Annotated in this window: 19 protein-coding genes and 1 other annotated feature (1 of these 20 only partly in view); all 19 genes read right to left on the bottom strand. The window is 43.3% G+C overall.

Translation table 11 applies throughout. The annotated features are described in order from the left end of the window. Window positions 1-175: 175 nt before the first annotated feature. A complete protein-coding gene (gene fsa / locus ACYQ03_RS03415) occupies window positions 176-826 on the bottom strand; it encodes a fructose-6-phosphate aldolase (protein WP_459907651.1) in 651 nt (216 codons plus the stop codon). A gap of 60 nt (window positions 827-886) precedes the next feature. Continuing rightward, a complete protein-coding gene (locus ACYQ03_RS03410; protein ID WP_459907649.1) occupies window positions 887-1,741 on the bottom strand; it encodes a class II fructose-1,6-bisphosphate aldolase in 855 nt (284 codons plus the stop codon). A 187-nt stretch (window positions 1,742-1,928) separates the two neighbouring features. After that, window positions 1,929-2,618, bottom strand: coding sequence for a hypothetical protein (locus ACYQ03_RS03405; RefSeq protein WP_459907648.1), 690 nt, complete (start codon window positions 2,616-2,618; stop codon window positions 1,929-1,931). A 67-nt stretch (window positions 2,619-2,685) separates the two neighbouring features. Then, entirely contained in the window at window positions 2,686-3,093 is a 408-nt protein-coding gene (locus tag ACYQ03_RS03400) for a response regulator (RefSeq protein ID WP_459907647.1), read from the bottom strand. 110 nt (window positions 3,094-3,203) lie between these two features. Further along, window positions 3,204-3,995, bottom strand: coding sequence for a YIP1 family protein (locus ACYQ03_RS03395; RefSeq protein ID WP_459907645.1), 792 nt, complete (start codon window positions 3,993-3,995; stop codon window positions 3,204-3,206). A 9-nt stretch (window positions 3,996-4,004) separates the two neighbouring features. Next, window positions 4,005-4,946: a signal peptide peptidase SppA gene (gene sppA / locus ACYQ03_RS03390; protein WP_459907644.1), complete on the bottom strand. Its 942-nt coding sequence runs from the start codon at window positions 4,944-4,946 to the stop codon at window positions 4,005-4,007. Window positions 4,947-5,123: 177 nt separating this feature from the next. Next, complete coding sequence (pyrG, locus tag ACYQ03_RS03385) at window positions 5,124-6,725, bottom strand: CTP synthase (RefSeq protein WP_459907643.1); 1,602 nt, start codon at window positions 6,723-6,725, stop codon at window positions 5,124-5,126. A gap of 80 nt (window positions 6,726-6,805) precedes the next feature. Beyond that, on the bottom strand, window positions 6,806-6,970 hold the full coding sequence (locus ACYQ03_RS03380) for a XapX domain-containing protein (protein WP_459907641.1): 165 nt from the start codon (window positions 6,968-6,970) through the stop codon (window positions 6,806-6,808). 11 nt (window positions 6,971-6,981) lie between these two features. Further along, window positions 6,982-8,667 carry an arginine--tRNA ligase gene (argS, locus tag ACYQ03_RS03375; protein WP_459907639.1) on the bottom strand — a complete coding sequence of 562 codons (1,686 nt, stop codon included), beginning with the start codon at window positions 8,665-8,667 and terminating at the stop codon, window positions 6,982-6,984. A gap of 114 nt (window positions 8,668-8,781) precedes the next feature. After that, window positions 8,782-9,213, bottom strand: a complete 432-nt coding sequence (locus ACYQ03_RS03370) for a YwiB family protein (protein ID WP_459907638.1) — start codon at window positions 9,211-9,213, stop codon at window positions 8,782-8,784. A gap of 203 nt (window positions 9,214-9,416) precedes the next feature. Continuing rightward, complete coding sequence (locus ACYQ03_RS03365) at window positions 9,417-9,635, bottom strand: hypothetical protein (protein WP_459907637.1); 219 nt, start codon at window positions 9,633-9,635, stop codon at window positions 9,417-9,419. Window positions 9,636-9,746: 111 nt separating this feature from the next. Continuing rightward, window positions 9,747-10,811: a dissimilatory-type sulfite reductase subunit beta gene (gene dsrB / locus ACYQ03_RS03360; protein WP_459907635.1), complete on the bottom strand. Its 1,065-nt coding sequence runs from the start codon at window positions 10,809-10,811 to the stop codon at window positions 9,747-9,749. 60 nt (window positions 10,812-10,871) lie between these two features. Next, window positions 10,872-12,074 carry a dissimilatory-type sulfite reductase subunit alpha gene (gene dsrA / locus ACYQ03_RS03355; RefSeq protein ID WP_459907634.1) on the bottom strand — a complete coding sequence of 401 codons (1,203 nt, stop codon included), beginning with the start codon at window positions 12,072-12,074 and terminating at the stop codon, window positions 10,872-10,874. A 540-nt stretch (window positions 12,075-12,614) separates the two neighbouring features. Next, window positions 12,615-13,190, bottom strand: coding sequence for an indolepyruvate oxidoreductase subunit beta (locus ACYQ03_RS03350; RefSeq protein ID WP_459907633.1), 576 nt, complete (start codon window positions 13,188-13,190; stop codon window positions 12,615-12,617). Further along, entirely contained in the window at window positions 13,183-14,964 is a 1,782-nt protein-coding gene (iorA, locus tag ACYQ03_RS03345) for an indolepyruvate ferredoxin oxidoreductase subunit alpha (RefSeq protein ID WP_459907631.1), read from the bottom strand. The genes ACYQ03_RS03350 and iorA overlap by 8 nt, the downstream gene beginning before the upstream one ends. Window positions 14,965-15,058: 94 nt before the next feature. Then, a complete protein-coding gene (locus ACYQ03_RS03340) occupies window positions 15,059-16,357 on the bottom strand; it encodes a phenylacetate--CoA ligase family protein (RefSeq protein ID WP_459907630.1) in 1,299 nt (432 codons plus the stop codon). Then, window positions 16,354-17,868: a sodium:solute symporter family transporter gene (locus ACYQ03_RS03335; protein WP_459907628.1), complete on the bottom strand. Its 1,515-nt coding sequence runs from the start codon at window positions 17,866-17,868 to the stop codon at window positions 16,354-16,356. The genes ACYQ03_RS03340 and ACYQ03_RS03335 overlap by 4 nt, the downstream gene beginning before the upstream one ends. Window positions 17,869-18,241: 373 nt before the next feature. Further along, window positions 18,242-19,441: an aminotransferase class I/II-fold pyridoxal phosphate-dependent enzyme gene (locus tag ACYQ03_RS03330; protein ID WP_459907626.1), complete on the bottom strand. Its 1,200-nt coding sequence runs from the start codon at window positions 19,439-19,441 to the stop codon at window positions 18,242-18,244. Further along, a complete protein-coding gene (locus tag ACYQ03_RS03325; protein ID WP_459907624.1) occupies window positions 19,438-19,917 on the bottom strand; it encodes an Lrp/AsnC family transcriptional regulator in 480 nt (159 codons plus the stop codon). The genes ACYQ03_RS03330 and ACYQ03_RS03325 overlap by 4 nt, the downstream gene beginning before the upstream one ends. 40 nt (window positions 19,918-19,957) lie before the next feature. Next, window positions 19,958-20,161 (bottom strand) — a binding site (T-box leader); it runs 17 nt beyond the window's last position.

The raw sequence follows: 20,161 nt of genomic DNA, 5'->3' as shown, positions 1-20,161 counted from the left end.
ATAAAAATCCTCCAAAAATTGACAACCCTTGCAGGGCTAATTCTTATACTAAGCAAATCCATGCCCTCTAAAGTATATCGCAGGGGTAATATTTGGTCAATAGATGGAGCATTTTGAGTTGGAAATGGTTATTGCGTCACCGGTGGGTATTTTATACCAACCGGTGACCAAAAAATTAGGCTTTTGAGGTAAGTTTTGCCCAGTCAGCAAGGAATGCGTCGATTCCCTTATCAGTAAGAGGGTGCTTCGTCATCTGTAGCAGAACTTTATAGGGTACAGTGGCGATATGGGCTCCCGCCTTTGCAGATTGTTGGACATGTAGTGGATGACGGATGCTGGCCGAAATTATTTTTGTATCTATATCGTGGTTTTCAAAGATCTCAACAATATCGTAGATTAAGCTAATTCCATCTTGACCAATATCATCCAATCGACCCACAAAGGGACTAACGTAGGTCGCACCTGCTCTGGCAGCCAAAAGTGCCTGATTGGCGGAGAAGACCAGAGTGACGTTGGTTTTTATACCCTTTTCTGCACAGGCTTTGGTGGCTTTCAACCCCTCCGCGGTCATAGGAATTTTGATAATAATATTAGGGTGAATGACAGCTAACTCTGCTACTTCTTTCATCATGCCTTCGGCATCCAAGCTAATTACTTCCGCACTGATGGGACCATCCACAATAGAGGTTATTTCTTTTACAACTTCAGCAAAATCACGTCCTTCGCGAGCAATCAGGGATGGATTGGTCGTAACACCGGCAATAACACCTAGGGCATTGGCGGCGCGAATTTCCTCAACATTGGCAGTATCAAGAAAAAGAAGCATAATTAGCCCTCCTGTCTGATGGTTCAACTGTTCAATTGTAGCTTAAAGAAATTTTCTTTGTTACGCTCGGCCGGAACTGCCAAAAACACGGATTTTCTCACGAATGACCTGGGTAGCAGCTTCCCTGGCCGGTGCTAGAACTTTACGAGGATCAATTTCCTTGGCATTGTTTTCAATAACCTGTCGACAGGCTCCAGTAAAGGCTTCCCGGATATTGGTATCAATGTTTACCTTACGGACACCCAGACGGATGGCTTCTTGAATAGCTTCATCAGGGACCCCGGAAGAACCATGAAGAACAACGGGGACATTTATCATGCCCACAATCTTTTCCAGGCGGGCGAAATCTAGCTGCGGTACCCCTTTATACTGTCCATGGGCTGTACCGATGGCAATGGCTAGGGCATCTACACCAGTTTTTTCGACAAAGTAACGGGCCTCTTCGGGGTCTGTAAAGAAAGCATCTCTTTCATCTACGTGAATATCATCCTCAGTGCCGCCGATTTTTCCCAACTCTGCTTCAACAGAGACGCCAGTGGCCCGGGCAACTTCAATAACTTTATTTGTTAGGGCAATATTATCTTCCAAGGGTAGTTTGGAACCGTCAATCATCACTGAGGTGAAACCATAGCGAATGCATTGCATGCATTGTTCAAAGCTGGTTCCGTGATCTAAATGCAGGGCCATGGGTACAGTGGATTGACTGGCTGCCATATTGGCCAAGGCATAAATGTATTCGATGCCGGCATACTTTATGGCCCCTTGGCTGGCCTGCATAATAACCGGTGCCTTTTCGGCCTCGGCGGCTGCTAAAATGGCCTGAACAATCTCCATGTTGTTTACATTAAAGGCCCCAACAGCGTACTTTCCTTCTTCCGCCTTAGCAAGTAACTCTTTTACTGGAACTAACGGCATTTGTTAAACCTCCTTGTTTTAGCTGCAACAGCAGACTATTGGACAAAACTAAAAGCCTGGTACCCGTTCGAGCCGACGAACTGGTGCCAGGCAAATTCTTCAGGAACCATATTCCGGCATGGGAGAAATTAATTCCACGACTAACGGGGTCAGAATCAGTATGACCATAGTTACACTGAATTATGTTTTAGGAATGTTTGTTCCGCTTGCGCCGATTCTTTTTAGTATGTTTAGGGTTATTGGAAAAACTGTCTAGGAATTTAAAACCATGTTGTGTCAATTCAATGGATTCTATCTGCTGAATTACTTTAAGATCTTCCTCTGTTTCTGCATATACAATGTTAATACTATCACATTCCTTACAGTGCAGTTCCAGTCGATCTAAAAAAACATCAACCTCAATATGGGTATTTCCGCATTGGCAATAGAGGCCGCCATTATTTGCAATTTCTTGCAGAATCTGCATTACTTGATGCATAACCTCTGGATTGTTAAAATACTCGTCATACCCCAATTCGTCAATTAGTGATTCCAATCCGGAGTCTAGGGATTCTGCTAGTTCTTTAACTTGCTCAGCCTTACCTATAAACCCTAGTTCAAGTCCAGATTCCGGGCAAGTTAGGTAGACAGTTCCTTTGCCCCACAGGCGAGTTCCAGATATTTCACGGATATGCTTGGTCTCGCAGAAGATACAGGGTATCTGCAGCCAATAACTCCCCGGTGGGCGATTTACAATACCTAACAGGAAAGCTCCACAGGAACAATTTATTTGAATCCTGCCATTCCCTGAAAGGGCGAACCGTGAGAGGTTATGAAATTCTAATGCACCACACTCAGGGCAACGAATAGCTAGCGTAGCGACCGTGGTTATAAGCACCTTTTATAACCTCCTCTTTGTATAAAGAGTTCGCCGTCCGAGAACAAATTCCTTTTTTTAATTAGGGTTAGCCGATATCCGCCTGCCAATGTCCGTACCCTTCAGACTCTGTTAAAATTTTATTAACTAGGATCCTAACATCATCTAAATCAAAGGGTTTGTTGAGATAATGCTTTACTCCCAGGTTCTTTGTCTGGTCTATTATCTCCATATCTCCATAGGCGGTCATCATAACCACTGGTATCTGCCCGAACTGTTTGCGTATTTCCTGAAGCGTTTCAAATCCAGTCATTACTGGCATTTTCATGTCTAGTAGGACTAAGGAGGGAAGGTCTTGGGTAAGGATCTTTAAAGCTTCTAATCCACCCCCGGCCATCTTAACAATATAACCTTCATCGGCTAGAGTCTCAAATAACAAGCGTCTTACTCCTACTTGGTCATCTACTATAAGAATATCAAAGGACTTTCTATTCATTGTATTCAGTACCCCCCGAGCTCATAACCTTCGGTAAATAAGTTTTCGACGAGCTGCTGTCAATACCTTCTTTAAAAAAAGATTATTTCAAATATTACTAAAAATTTGACTTACCAAATCATGGGTCCAAAGGAGGAAAGCACCCCCATAAATCCCACCATACCGATGATAGCCAACACAATGGCAACTACAGCTGGCGTAAAGATAACTGCCAAGGCTCTGCCAGTGCTAAATTCATAGGCTTCCCTTAAACCAATGGTTAGTAGGATGATGCCCCAGATAAGGATAATTAAATTTGCTAACGCCATAACCGCTGTGGTGATGCCGCTTGATAACCAGGTTGTGATCACGCCTAGGGGTACTAAAAATACTTCCGGTAATCCAGCCAAACCATACACTACGAAGGCAGTCCGGGCCTTTCCCTCTCCACCATAAAAATCCGCCACCAGGTGTAATAAGGCGCTGTAAAAAAACCATTTTAGGAAAAAGAATATAGCCCCCAAGATTGCTAGCAGTGGTGTGGCCGCCCGTAGGGCCTGAGAAATATTGGCTGCCTGGGGGATTGGTAAACCATTATGTATTCCCAAATCTACTCCTTGGTTAGAGGAATATAAATTTGTGAGTAAGCTAATGAGAGAAAGTAAAACAACGATTAACACAGTGGTAATTATGGGTGGATTTAGCGTAACTTTTTTCATGGTTCGTACAGGATCAAAAAATATCCCATAAATAATTTCATAAAACCGCAGGGGGGACTGATCAATGGCCTCAGATTGTTGAGTGGTTTCAGTTTCTTTTATGAAGGCCAAGTCTTCCGGTAGACTCCCAGAAAGCCCCTGAAGTTCCTGAGTATGAGTACGGGATATTAGCTCTTGATCTTGATCTTTTATATCGGTCAACACTACTCCCCCTTACTGGACATTGGAATTCATTGGTGCAACTACTTTGTTTGGTAATAACAGTAAACCTTCTAAGGGAACTGGGATTAGCTGGTTTTTACCCTGTAGACCACCCAGAATTTCTTGCCATAAAAACTTCTCTCCGGTCATCTCTATTAATTCAGGTTCCCCTTTAATACCAGCTAATTCGGCAGTTATCCGCACTGCATCATTAAAATCACCTAACTCATCGACCAATCCCAGTTGCTTTGCTTGTTTGCCGGTGTAAATTCTACCATCAGCTAATTTTCTTACTTTGACCGGGTCCATTTTCCTGCCTTCGGCTACCACTTTGATGAATTCTTCGTAGGTGTCATTGACTAATGCTTGAAAAATTTCTCTTTCTGCCGGAGAAAGTTCCTTATTGCTGGAACCCATATCTTTGTAGGGCCCAGTCGTAATATTATTCACTTCAATACCCAGCTTTTTAAATAGGTCTTCCATTTCAGTAAGTTGCATAATTACACCGATACTACCGGTGAAGGTACCTGGATTGGCTACGATTTTATCTGCTTTGCATGAAACCCAATAACCACCGGAAGCAGCCATTTCCCCCATGGCAGCCACCACTACCTTGCCAGCTTTGCGAACCCGCTCCACTTCCCGGCCAATTTCATCGGAGCCCACCACTGTACCCCCACCTGTATTTAGTTTTAATATAACAGCTTTAATGTCCGGGTTTTCCCTAGCTTCCTTTAGTTCACTAACAATTCTTTCTGAAGATGCTACTCCAGCACTACCAAACCCTCCTGGGGCCGAAGACATAATGGTTCCTTCAATACGTACAATTGCAATTTGCTCTCCTGTACCAGCATTTTGATCCGTTCTACCTGCATTGCCCCTAAAGGCCATGGAAACTGCCAAAGAAAACAGCAATATTCCAATTACTATTCCAGTGATTACTTTTTTGTGCAAGTGCAATCATCTCCGTTCGTTTGTGCTATTGGCCTTTAGCTTTTAGCTAATGGCTAAAGGCCAATGGCTTTCTCTAAATATCTTTACGTCAAGCAGGCTAAAAAATACCCTTACTTAATAACTTTAGTTCTTCATAAAAAATAAGCTTTGGTCATCACACCAAAGCTGTCATTCTTACTACTTCTTATTCTTTATGGCCGCACCAACAAAATCTCTAAATACCGGGTGGGGCCGATTTGGGCGAGATTTAAATTCTGGGTGAAATTGGGTAGCCAGATACCAAGGGTGATCCTTTAGCTCAACAATCTCCACCAATTTATCATTTGGCAATGTACCACTAAAGACCATCCCGGCTTGGGCTAAGTCTTTACGATACTCATTGTTTAACTCATAACGATGACGGTGTCGCTCATATATAATTTCTTCGCCATAGGCGTTGTGGGCTAAAGTGCCCGGCAATAACTTGCAAGGGTAAGCACCGAGTCTCATGGTCCCACCCATCTTGTCCAAATCCTTTTGCTCAGGCAGTAGGTCAATAACTGGATATTGACTGTGTGGGTTAAATTCTGCACTATTGGCATCTTGCCACCCCAGTATCGACCGAGCAAATTCTACAACTGCCAACTGCATACCCAAGCAAATTCCTAGAAAGGGAATCTTGTTCTCCCGAGCAAAGCGAATAGCTCTAATCTTACCTTCAATACCACGATCACCAAAACCGCCAGGTACTAAGATTCCGTCAACTCCTTGTAATAAATCCTCTGCAGGAATTTTTTCAAGATCTTCGGAATTTATCCAGCGTATTTCCACTGAGGAGTCATGTTTAAGTCCTGCGTGACGCAGTGACTCTGCTACGCTAAGGTAAGCATCAGGTAAGGATACATATTTTCCTACTAAAGCAATGGTGGTAGTCTTATTTAAATTTTTCATACGCTCCACCATGTTGTACCATTCAGTCATATCTGTTTCACCGCACTGAAGGCCCAATCGCTCCACTGCAATGTCATCAAGACCCTCTTGCTCCATCTGCAGAGGAATTTCATAGATGGAAAATGCATCCACGGCCTGGATAACAGCGTCTTTGTCAATATCACAGAAGAGGGCAAGTTTTTCTTCCATCTCTTTAGGAAATGGTTTTTCAGTACGACAAACAATAACATCTGGCTGAATACCAATACTTCTAAGTTCTTTCACTGAGTGCTGAGTAGGCTTGGTTTTAAACTCATTAGCTGCTCTTAAGTAAGGAACTAGGGTTACATGGATATACATCACATTATCCTTACCTAGGTCAGCCCGGAGCTGACGAATGGCTTCTAAGAAAGGTAAAGATTCAATATCCCCAACAGTGCCGCCTATTTCGCCAATTACCACATCAACATCCAGTTCCCGGGCCATACGCAGTACTCTTTCTTTAATTTCATTGGTAATATGGGGAATAACCTGAACTGTTCCCCCAAGATAGTCACCCCGGCGTTCTTTACTAATAACAGACCAGTAAATGGCCCCGGTGGTCATGTTGCTGGTTTTATTTAAATTGGTATCAATAAACCGTTCGTAATGCCCTAAGTCCAGATCAGTTTCTGCTCCATCTTCTGTTACGAATACTTCGCCGTGCTGGTATGGACTCATTGTCCCCGGGTCGACGTTAATATACGGGTCTAGCTTTTGTATGGCAACTTTTAGGCCTCGGTTCTTCAAAAGCCGCCCCAAGGAAGCTGCCGTAATACCCTTACCCAGGGATGACACCACTCCGCCGGTAACAAAAATATACTTGGCCATGGTTGCCTCCTGTCAAATTTAGTTGGATTTTGGCTAATACCTATCCCATTCTAACGATCGTGACTTATCCTGTCAATAGTCTATCGCATCCATCCCAACCGTATAGCCAGTACATACCCTAAAAATAGGCCTACTATACCCATAACCCCTGCTAGGGTTGGTGGGGCAGGAATCGGTAATTTCAATTTTGCAAATAGGAGGCCAACCAGAAAACCAGTAAGGGTGGCATAAATAACCTCTTTCATAATAAATCTCCTTACATTTTTTCTGGTGCAGTCAATCCCAACAATCCCAAAGCGTTTCTTAACACTATGCGTACACCTTGTACCAATACTAGACGAGCATCAGATATTGCTTCATCTTCAGTAATGACTCTATGGCTATTATAGAAACTGTGGAATAAGCCTGCCAGATCATGCAGATAACGGGCAATCCGATGGGGAGCCATCAGTTCAGCCGCCGCGGCAATTTCTGTTGGAAAATCTGCTAACTTACGCAGCAGTTCCAATTCTGCTTCTTCTTTTAGAACACTAGGATTTATAACCCCAATTTCCGGAAATGGTCGTCCCTGTTCCTGCAGTTGACGCAATATACTACAAATACGCGCATGAGCATATTGAATATAGAAAACTGGGTTATCATTGGTTTGGGATTTGGCCAAGTCTAGGTCAAACTCCAAGTGGCTATCTGGGCTGCGCATCACAAAGAAATAACGTGCTGCATCCCTACCTACTTCTTCCACCAATTCCTCTAAAGTAACAAATTGACCAGTTCGCTTAGACATACGAACTATCTCCCCGCCACGGAACAACCGTACCAACTGCATAAGAATAATTTGTAAATTATCACGTTTGTATCCTAGGGCTTCCATAGAACCTTTCATCCGATTGACATGGCCATGATGGTCTGCACCCCAAATATCAATAACCCTGTCAAAACCCCGTTCAAACTTGTCCTTATGATAAGCAATATCGGCGGCAAAATATGTGGGAATGCCATTAGAGCGAACCAGTACCTCGTCTTTTTCATCACCAAATTCTTTAGCCTTAAACCAAAGTGCATTTTCTTGCTCATAGATATAACCCTTTTGGCGTAATTCCTTTAGGGTTTCATCAATGGCTCCACTATCATGCAAGGATTGTTCAGAAAACCATTGATCATATACCACGCCAAAGTCCAACAGTGTGTTGCGAATATGGGTTAATTTTTCTTGAAGCGCATAGGCGGCTAAGGTTTTGCGACGAGTATACTCATCTGTCTCAGCTAACCCAGTACCATTTTTGTTAATATAGCCCTTTACAGTATCAATAATGTCTTCCCCATGATACCCCCCTTCGGGTATGGGAATATCCTGGCCCAATTGTTGAAGAAATCGCGCTTCCAAGGATTTACCGAAGTTTTCTATTTGATTTCCTGCATCGTTGATGTAGTATTCCCTGCTTACTCGGTAACCAGCAAAGTCTAAGATGGATGCCAGACTATCTCCTAATGCTGCTCCCCGAGCATTACCCATGTGCAGTAAACCGGTGGGGTTGGCACTAACAAATTCTACTTGTACCCTTTGACCTTCACCAACCTCTACTCTTCCATAGTTTCGATCTTCCTGTAAAACCATAGGAAGGACTCCATATACCCAGCTGGTTTGCAGGTAGAAATTAATAAAGCCCGGACCGGCAATTTCCACTCGCTCTACTTGCGTACTTGCTAGGTCCAGGTTATCTACAATTGCTTCTGCTATTTTTCGCGGAGACATTTTCGCCACTCTTGCTAGCTGCATGGCTAAATTGGTGGCAAAATCACCATGCCCTTTTTCACGGGGTACCTCTATTATCACTTCAGGTACTTCCACTGGATTAACCTGGCCCTTAGTCACAGCCTGGCTAATAGACGCTTGTAATGCCTGGGCTAGGCTTGATTTTATCTGTTCAACCAATCCTTGCAAAGAAAATCCTCCTTCGTTCTTGAGGTTTATATATGTTTGTGATGTTAGGAATAAAATAAAACTTGAGTTTATGTCCTCTGAATTAGCTTTTAGTAACGAGTATAATGCTAATAGCTAATGACTAACGACTAAGCTCACTTCTATCTCCAAGTAATTTTTACCCAGAAGCGAATGGTCTAGTTTTAATTCATATTCTAGCTTAATACTTCCCCCAAGGTCTGTCAAGATTACCTCTTTATTCAATGTTTTGACTGTCATCTCCATAGAGCCCTGGGGAGTTTGGTAGGTTGAGCAGTGGATTTGGTCTTTTTCAAAGACCTGTCTCATATTAACTGTCCCATTGCGGATGAGGGTAATGGTGTTATGTTCTACTTTTAAGGTTGTAGTGGTTTTTCCCATCCCTGTGCCTTGGGTTTCTTGATAAATGATGTAGTAATTATTATTCTTTCGATAAAGTGTCCCAGAATATTCTACTTCTATTACTTCTGGCTTATTATCCAAACCAATTTGGGTGTTTTTTACTGTTACTTGCACATTCGTCCCCATAGCCAAACCTCCCCTTATCCACTATTTTAACCGTCAAGGTACCCAACAAAACATACGGTTCACACGGGAGTCGGACCTCAATAAATGTTGGCTTTTAGCTATTAGCCTTTAGCTCTGACTACTGCTATAAATCTAATTTCTAAATCCAAAAAAGAGCGGACATTATCCGCTCTTTTTTGGATTTAGGATTAAGTATGAGTTTATTAATCTTCCTTTGAAACGCCAGGGGTATGATCTTTACCAGCTAAGGTAATATAGGAAGTACCAATGTAGAGATACTCAATTTTACCTTCTCTTGCTAGTTCAGCAACAGCCTTGTCTACTTCTTTCTTTTTAACACCAATTTTATCAGCAACTACACGGGATTTCTCTTTGCTTACTCCTGCGAGATAGGCTAAAATTTTCTCTTTAATTTCTTCCATTATTTACACCACCGTTTCCTACCATCCATACGGGTGGTAAATGTTGAGATGCCGCCGCCATACGGCGGCGGCTCTTAAACCTATTATACTCGTTGTCAAGCGGCTATATGCTTACCACTTGAACTGAGTGGTGCTTCTGAAAGTAGTTTGAGCCAAAGTGAAGTCGTCGATGTGCTTGTCTGTAAATTGCAGACCAGTAATTTCGAAGAACTTCTCCCAGCTAATACGGTCGATCCACTCAGCCATACGCTCACCAGGTTGTGCATTTTCAGCATAAACTTCAACCAGATGTTTAACTGCATTAACAACTTCCGGCCAACGCGGAGGATTGTTAGGCAGGAAAGGAATAGCCAAACGAGAGAATCTGGGACCAATACGACTGTTGGAAATCTTACCACCAACCCAGATGGATACAGCATCGTTCTTAGCATCGATGATGTGTACAGAGGGGCACATAGTGTAGCAGTTACCACAGTACATGCAACGCTCAGCTTTAATCTCAACAGATTTCAGCTTGGGATTGGGACGGATAGCTGCAGTGGGGCAGCTAGCAGTCAGTGTTGGGATTTCGCACAGTTTGTGCAGGTTTTCATGGTCAATCTTGGGTACAGTTCTGTGGATACCCAGGATTGCGATATCAGAGCAGTGTACGGCACCGCACATGTTTAGGCAGCAAGCCAAAGCAATTCTTGTCTTGGCAGGCAGCTTCATGGTGGTGAAGTATTCAAACAGCTCATCCATTACAGATTTAACGATACCAGAGGCATCGGTAGCTGGAGTGTGGCAGTGTACCCAACCTTGGGTATGAACAATGTTAGTAATAGAGTTACCAGTACCACCAACAGGAACACCCATAGCAGAAAGGTCAGCTAGCAGAGCATCAACCTTAGCTTCATCGCTTAATAGGAATTCGATGTTGTTACGGCTGGTAAATCTCAGGTAACCATCACAGTACTTGTCTGCTAAGTCGCAGATTTCGCGAATGAAGTAGATACTAATCAAACGCGGAGAACCAGCGCGTACAGTGTACAGTTTGGCTCCGGTTTCAGATACGTGTACGAGAACGCCAGGCTTTAGAATTTCATGATACTGCCATTTACCATAGTTTTCTTGGATAACGGGCGGCAACATTTCTTTATAGAGCGGCGGTCCGATATCAGTTCTTGCTTGTGCCAATGTGGTTCACCTCTCCCCATTTCATTATTTTATGCGGCATAGGCCTGCATATTATTCAAATTAGTCCTGAACGGTTTCTTCAGGCCACCAGAAGAAGAATGGGTTAGCACGTGGAGCCCTAACCATCTGAGGAATAGGCTCTAAATCGATAGCGCGCAGGAAGTTACGCATACCCAGACGCAGGATCAATTCACCAACGCGCTCACGGGTCTTACCGTTTTCATCCCACCACTCCCAAACTTTTTCGAGGAACTCTTTGAGTTCTTCGTAGCCGGAGCCAGATTCAAGCTTCATGAAGGGAACGATTACCCAACCCATCATAGCACCTTGAAGAATAGGAGCTTTACCACCGATCAAGATGGTAGCACCACGGTCGTCACCAGGACGTAATGCTTTGCACATTTTGTTAATGCAGTGCATGCAACGGGTGCAGTTAGCATTGTCAATGGTCAGTTCGTTGCCATCCCAAGTCATGCACTTGGTGGGGCACTTGGAAACAACCATACCATCAATATCAAAACCACCAGCAACATACTCGCGAACAGCTTCTTGGTTGATCTTGATATCGTCTCTCCAGGTACCCTGGATAGAGATGTCAGAACGAGCGATAGAAGCTACGCAGTCGTTGGGGCAACCAGAAATCTTAATTTTGGATTTATAAGGCCACATTGGACGGTGCAGATAATCTTGGAATTCGTTAGTCAGGTCATGACAGAGATCCAAGGTGTCGATCATAGCAAACTCACAACGAGCAGGGCCAGCACAGCAACTAGGAGTCCGCAGGTTAGAACCAGAACCACCTAAATCCATTGCATGCTCTTCGAAGTTTGATACTTCGTCAAAGATAGTTTGGATGTTTTCAGTTTTGGTTCCTAACAGTACCATGTCACCAGTGGATCCGTGCAGGTTGGTCATACCAGAACCGTATTTCTCCCAAACATCACACACTTGGCGCAGAGCCTTGGTGTTGTAGAACCAGCCAGAAGGTTGGTTCAGACGTACGGTGTGGAAGTGTTCAATATTGGGGAATTGTTCAGGTACGTCAGAGTAGCGACCGATTACACCACCACCATAACCCATAACACCTACCAGACCACCGTGTTTCCAGTGTGCTTTCTTTTCTTCATAGGAAAGCTCCAACTGACCCAGCAGGTCTTGGGCGGAAAGATTGTTGGCAGCGGCTTTTTTAATTTCTTTTACGAAACTTGGCCACGGGCCTTTCTCGAGTTCGTCCAAGAGAGGAGTCTTCTTGGTATCGGTCATTAAGTTCACCTCCGTTTTTTTGTAAAAAGGGGATAGTTTATAATCTATCCTGCCATAATGGCACAGCCAGCCTCCTATACCAGATCTAATTCTAACTGGTTATTTAACTATAGATCTAGTCAGTTAGACAAAAAAAGACAAACTTGTCCAACCCAAGATGCAGGCAATAAGTTGTCTAAATTTGCACAATCCAGAGCAACTATATCCATTTGCATTTCACATAAATTTTACACCTGTCCTCCTAGTCTGTCAACAGCTATTGGGACATGTAAAATCAGAGTTTTTTGCTTAGTCTGAATTGTGCCAAAATTTATTTATAGTTTTGGTAGTCAGATGGTAAGTCCAACGTCTTTAGTTGTTGTCCTGTCTTTTGTTTCCTGACCACGAGACTCATTATAGCACATACTGATAATGTTGTCTTGTAGGTTTTTCTGTTGTTATAGGTAAATTTTGATCTTTTGATGCAAATACACTTAGTTGCCTGACCATCAGCCGTCAGCATAAATGCTGACGGCTGATTGCTTGACTAAACTCAAGTTTTTATAAGTTATATCCTTCTTCAAAGGCTTTAATATTTACATCAATAAATTTCTCTGGTACACGGGCTTTGAGGGCATTAAGCCATAAATCTTTGTCCAGGGGCAACCGTTTGGCCAAAAGGCCAACCAAAACCACATTGCTGGCCTTTGGATTGCCACACTGCACAGCAATATTTAAAGCATCTACAACAATGGTATTGGAAGCCAACTTCTTAACACGTTCCAAGCAATCTTCTGGGTAAACTGCTGCGCCGGACAACACTGGTACCGGTGCAATGGCTTGATCGTTAACTATAATGCTACCCTCTGGTTTTAAATAGGGGAGCCACCGGAGAGCTTCCATTTTCTCAAAGGCTAAGATAACATCAGCACTTCCTTCAGAGATTAAGGGTGAGTAAACCCTTTGACCCAATCGTACTTGTGTTACCACACTGCCCCCCCGCTGTGACATGCCTTTTATTTCTGAAACCTTTATATCATAGCCAGCATCTTGGGCTGCCTTTGCTAAGACACGGGTTGCCAGAATGGTTCCCTGACCTCCAACACCTACAAGTAAAATATTAAGTGCCTTAAGCATTTTGTTCACCCCGCTTTTTTAGGGCTTCTTTATTACACACTTGAACACATAGACCACAGCCTCTACACTGAATTGCCGAAACAATAATCTTATCTTCTTGACGGCTGATGGCGGGACAGCCTAAATTTAGACATAGTCCACAGTTAATGCATTTGTCGTTATTCACTTCTATGGGTTCATCAATTATGCTGCTCTTGAGCAAAGCACAGGGTCGTCTTACAATAATAACTGATGGCTCTAAAGCTGCTACTTCCTCTTTAATAGCCTGACCCAGTTCTTTTAAGTTCATAGGGTCTACAGTACGAACCCGTTTAACCCCCACAGCCCTTGCGATGGCCTCTAAATCCACCTGTGGAGCAGGTTTTCCCATTAGTGTAGACCCGGTGGCCGGGTTTTCCTGATGACCAGTCATGGCGGTGGTTCTGTTGTCCAGAATGAGTACAGTGGAAGTTCCACCATTATAAACAACATCCATCAGCCCTGTAATTCCTGAATGTAAGAAAGTGCTATCTCCAATGACTGCAACGGTTTTACGTCCCATCTCAGGATTAGCTTTTTCCATCCCGAGGGCAGCTCCTACACTGGCCCCCATACAAATACAGGTATCGATGGCACTCAAGGGGTTTTGGCTACCCAATGTATAGCAACCAATGTCACCGCTAACCACCAATTTTAGCTTTTTCAAGGTATAAAATACACCCCGGTGAGGACAACCGGCACACAATACAGGTGGTCTTCCAGGTAAAGGTTCGGCAGTCGCAGAAGTTTCCTTAATGGCCTGATCTTTAATTTGATACTCTTCGGCAACTTGAATTCCTGCTTGCACAAGACATTTGGCAATCAATGCGGAGCTAAATTCCCCATAGGATGGTAACAGTTCTTTACCAATTAGTTGAATACCCATGGCACGGATCTGTGCTTCTAAAAAGGGTTCCAATTCCTCAATTACAATAAGTTTGTCTACCCCAGCAGCAAATTGTCTAATAAGATTTTCGGGTAGTGGATTAGTTAGGCCTAATTTGAGAATGGACGCCTTTGGCAATACTTCCTGAACATAAGCATAGCTGATACCGCTGGTAATAACACCAACATTGGTATCTTTCCATTCTATAAAGTTTAAAGAACAATTTTCACCATATTCCTTTAATTTGGCAGTCCGTTCTTCTAAGAAGATTCTGCGCATACGTCCATAGGCCGGCACCATAACATATTTTAGAGGATCCTTGGCATAGGGACGAAGTTCTTTGGGGCTTGGCTCCTTAATCTCTACAAAACTCTGGGAGTGGGAAACCCGGGTGGTTACCCTCAGTAATACTGGCGTGTCAAACTGCTCACTGATCTCCAGTCCCAAGGCAACCATATCCTTTGCTTCCTGACTATCAGAAGGCTCTAGACAAGGAATTTTATTCATTAGTGCATAATAGCGGTTGTCCTGTTCATTTTGTGAACTGTGCATGCCCGGGTCATCTGCAGACACCAAAATTAGCCCACCGTTTACACCGGTATAAGCTAGGGTAAAAAGTGGATCCGCAGCCACATTAACTCCCACGTGTTTCATGGTAACGATCACTCTTGCTCCTGCAATAGCGGCACCAGCACCAACTTCCAATGCGACTTTCTCATTGGGGGACCACTGGGCATATATGTCTGGGTACGTTGCAAAGTTTTCCAGAATCTCGGTGCTGGGTGTGCCTGGGTAGCCTACTCCAACCGTAATACCGGCCTCATAGGCACCCCGGGCAATGGCAGCGTTACCGGAAAGTAGTTCCTTCATGGCTTTACCTCCAATAATAAGGTATTTTTTATTAAAGTTATTAGCAGCCATTTATCCGCCCTTGTTTTTTGGGGGTGCTAATAAATGAAAGCTATTATTGATTTCTTAAATCCACTACTCGCTTTGCTTTGCCTGTTGTGCGTTCCAAGGAACGGGGTTCTAATAGTTTAACTTTGGGGCTGATGGAAAGTACAGTTTGCAAGTGAGCACGAACCTTTCCTTCTAAACTCTCGAGATCTCGCCAACTACCAGTAAAGGCAGAATCTTTCATTTCCACCTGCACTTCTAAGGCATCCAAGTAACCTTTTTTCGTTACTACCAATTGGTAATAGGGGGCAACACCATCTATCTCCAGCAGTGCGTCCTCGATTTGAGATGGGAAAACATTAACACCGCTAATAATCAACATATCATCAGTTCTACCACTTATCTTGCGTAAACGTGCTGTGGTTCTGCCACATTCACAAGCATCCGTAATTTTAATGGTGATATCACGGGTGCGGTACCGTATAATTGGCAGTGCTTCCTTGGTAAGGGTAGTAATAACCAATTCTCCTTCTTCACCATCAGGCACTGGTTCTCCAGTCTCTGGATTAATTACCTCGACCAGAAAATGATCCTCCGAAATATGCATACCCTTTCGTTCCTGGCATTCACCGGCTACTCCCGGTCCGATAATTTCACTTAAACCATAATTGTCTGTAGCAAATAATCCCCAAACCTCTTCAAGCTCGTTTCTAATACTCTCTGTCCATGGCTCTGAGCCAAAGAGACCAGTCTTTAATCCTAAAGATTTAGGTTCTATACCCATTTCCTTAGCCACCTCTGCTATGTGCAGCGCGTAGGAGGGTGTGCTAATTAAAGTAGTAGTACCAAAATCCTTCATTAGCATAATTTGTTTTTCTGTCTTTCCAGTAGAGGAGGGAACCACTGTGGCCCCTACTTTTTCTAAACCATAGTGAAGCCCTAGAGCCCCAGTAAATAGCCCGTAGCCAAAGCTTACCTGAGCTATATCCTCATCTGTAACGCCAACAGATGAAATCATCCGTGCCACAAGCTCTGCCCAAGTTTCAATATCCTGACGGGTATAGCCTACAACAGTTGGTTTGCCAGTGGTTCCAGAGGAGGCATGCAGACGCACAACCTTTTTCATGGGTACGGCAAACATATTAAAGGGGTAATTATCACGTAAAGATGTTTTGGTTGTAAAGGGTAACTTAGTTATATCATCAAGACATTTTATATCCTCTGGTTTAACTCCATGTTGGTCAAAGAGCTCCCTATAATAGGATACATTCTCGTAAACATTTGTTATTGTTTGCTGCAACCGGGAGGTTTGCAGACTTTGCAATTCCTCCCGGTTTATGGTTTCAAACTGTTTGTTCCAGATCATACTTGTTCCACCTTCTTATTTTTGGCGACCCTTGTTTTTGTCGGGAAACTCTTACCAAAAACCTTCTTCAAGTGACTATCCGATAACGGTTCAGTCACCATACTAACCAACGGCAATACCAATAAGGGAATTAGCATTGCCAAAACTCCAATGGTTGGAAGTAAGCCAGCTTCCAACTTAACGTAAAAGCTGAAAACAATAGAAATAGTTAAGCCAGTAAGGGACGAAATCCAAGCTCCCTTGGCAGTGGCTTTACTCCAATATAAACCGATCACATAGGGAGCTAAAAATGTTCCTGCTACCGTTCCCCATGAGATAGCCATCAGACTTAAAATAATAGTAGGTTTTGCCAGAGTTAGAATTACTGATAAAGCAATAAATACTAAGCAAAAGAACCTCATTAGACCAACTTTCCGTCCATCGGAAAGTTTCGGATTTAGGCCCTGAATAAAATCAATGGTTACAGCCGAACTAGATACTAATACCAAGGATGCTAGAGTGGACATTGACGCAGAAAGCACTAATAACAGAATTAATGTAATAGCCCATTCTGGCAAGGTGGTTATCATTATCTGAGGAATCAATAGGTCAGGATTGGGTTGGCCAGTCAGGGCATCCACAGGCATCTCATCAAAGAACAACCTCGATAAGCTACCAGTGAAGTAAGCTCCTGTTGTAATGACTAAGGCAAATAGAGTGGATACAATGGTAGCTGGACGAATAGATGCTTCGTCCTTAATAGCATAAAATTTTTGCACCATTTGGGGTAGTCCCCAAGTCCCTAAACTGGTCAAAAGAACTAGTGAAGCAATGGGCAACCAGCCCGGAGGTCCCGCTGGAGCTACAAATTGGGGGTCAATGGCCTGTAATTTACTTACAACCTGCCCTATGCCACCTACTTGTGGTGCTCCTAAAACGTAGTAAAGCAATGTAAAAACACCGAAAACCATAACAGTGCCTTGAACCACATCGGTTAAGGCCACAGCCCGATAACCGCCAGTTATCAGATACATAGCTGTTAAAACAGCCATGGCAATGGCTGCAACGGTGTAAGGGATGTCAAAAACTCTTTCAAAAAGATAGCTTAAACCCATAAAAACCGATGCTGAATAGGGGATCATAAAGATAAATATAACCCCGGCGGCAAATACTTTGAAGCCAGGCGCTTGATAACGAGCTTCAAGAAATTGCGGCATGGTGAGTGTATTTAAACGAACTGTCATCTGCCGTGTTCGTTTTGCCAGTACCAACCAAGCCAGCAGGCTTCCTACTAGAGTATTGCCCACCACAATCCACAGGGTAGATAAACCAAAGCCCCATCCTACTTTACCTGCGTAGCCTATAAAAATTACCGCGGAAAAATAGGTTGTGCCATAGGCAAAGGCCGAAAGCCATGGACCAATAGATCTACCCCCTAGAAAAAAATCATTGAGGGTTTTAGTACGCCTCATACAAAAAAGCCCAATAAATAAAAGAAACCCTACAAAAAGGGTCAGAAATATCCCTTTCATTCTTCCATCCTCCCGTTCTACATTTGAAAAGCTTTTAATTCCTACTTGCTTGCTATCCTACCTACTTAACCAAGAAACTAACTAACCATCCTCCAAACCACTGTCCTACATAAAACGAAAACCTACCGTCCTACTTACCACCTCCCTAAATTTGTGGTTCCTTCGTGTACTGCACTTATAGACTATTCTATATGTTTATGTCATTTCCTGCAACAAGTTGTAAAAAACTTTCTTTAGCTGTTAGCTTTTAGTTGTTAGCTTTTAGTTGTTAGCTTTTAGCTGTTAGCTCTTAGCCTTACTAGATCCACTTTATATGGTTAATGGCTAATGGCTATAAAACAGCCACCGACTGCTGCCGATGGCTTCTAGACATTTAAATATATACTTGTTTGGTTCTATTTATGTTATGCCGTTTGATAAAACGACCCATTCTTTTAATGGCTTCGGTTAGGTCCTCCACAGAGGATGCGTAGGAGCAACGAATACACCCTTCACCACCGGGCCCAAAAACATCCCCAGGCACAACGGCTACTTTTTCTTCAACCAAAAGCTTTTCAGCAAATTCACTGGCTGTGAGTCCTGTATCTCCTACATAGGGAAAAGCATAAAAGGCTCCCCCTGGTTCAAAACATGGCAATCCAATTTCCTTAAAACCGTGCACCACCAAACGGCGACGGCGATTATACTGGGCAACCATGTTATCTACGGCAACTTTTCCATTACTCAGTGCCTCTAGGGCAGCATACTGTGCCGTAATAGGCGCACACAGCATGGTGTATTGGTGAATCTTAGTCATCGCTGCAATAAAATCTTCATGAGCCGCAGCGTAGCCAAGACGCCAGCCGGTCATGGCATAGGCTTTGGAAAAACCATTTAATAGAATCGTACGATCTCTCATACCAGGCAGTGAAGCAAAACAGGTATGTTCACCACGATAAGTAAGCCGTTCATAAATTTCATCCGCAATCACCAAAAGGTCATGTTTCTCTACTAACTCGGCAATTTGTAGTAAAGTCTCTTTATCCATGACAGCCCCAGTGGGGTTATTGGGGAAGCAAAGCAAAAGAACCTTTGATTTAGGTGTAATTGCTGCTTCCAATTTATCAGCAGTTAGCCGAAAATTATCTTCCATACTAGTGGGTACAGTAACTGGTACTCCACCAGCCAAGGCTGCACAGGGAGCATAGGAAACATAGCAAGGTGTAGGTATTATCACCTCATCCCCCGGACAGACCAAGGTGCGCAGTGCGATATCCAGTGCTTCACTAACCCCTACAGTAACCAATATATTTTTCTTGGGGTCATAATGGGCCCCTTGACTGCCTAGATATTGGGCAATCACTTCTCTTAACTCCAATAATCCATGGTTACTGGTATAACTGGTTCTACCCCTGTTTAGAGAATAAATACAGGATTCCCGAATGTGCCAGGGTGTAACAAAATCTGGTTCACCAACTCCTAGAGATATTACTCCTTCCATTTCAGCTGCTAGGTCAAAGAATTTTCTAATTCCAGACGGTGGTATCATCTTTACTGCCGGGCTAATATAATCATTCCATTTGTTATTACTCAAGGTTGAATCACCAACCTCTGATCAGTCTCCCGATCTTCAAAAATAAAGCCATCCTGTTTATAGGTTTTTAAGACAAAATGAGTAGCAGTGCTGAGTACATTTTCTATGGTTGCTAATTTTGTTGCTACGAACAGGGCCACTTCTTTCATCGTTTTTCCTTCAATAAACACTGCTAGATCATAGGCCCCGGACATGAGATAAACGTTTTTCACTTCGGGGAATCTGTAAATACGTTCGGCCACAGAGTCAAACCCTACATCACGTTGGGGTGTCATCTTTACCTCAATCAGTGCATTTACTCTTTCAACCCCTGCCTTTTCCCAATTGATTAATGTAAAGTATTTAATAATAGTTTTGTCTGCTTCTAATCTTTCGATGATCATTTTTACTTCTTCTTCTTGCCTTCCCGTCATGATTGCTATTTCCTTCGCGGTCAGGCGACTATTGCATTGTAGTAGTCCTAAAATTTCTATCATATCATGCACCTCCATTTAAATATAAAAAACTCCATCCCTAGAAAGGGACGGAGTATATATTTCCGTGGTACCACCCTAATTGGCTACCTATTAACTCAGGTAACCCACTCGGTCTTCGGTAACGGCGAAGAAAACCGGCAAAGCTTACTTTCATTTCAGTTTGCTCTCTGGGGCGGCCTAGCAATTTCATTGACCGGGCTTACACCTGCCCCGGCTCGCTGCAACAATTAACATTGCCTTCTTC

Source organism: Desulfotomaculum defluvii, from assembly GCF_054657375.1.
This window is presented reverse-complemented; position numbering and strand designations above follow the sequence as displayed.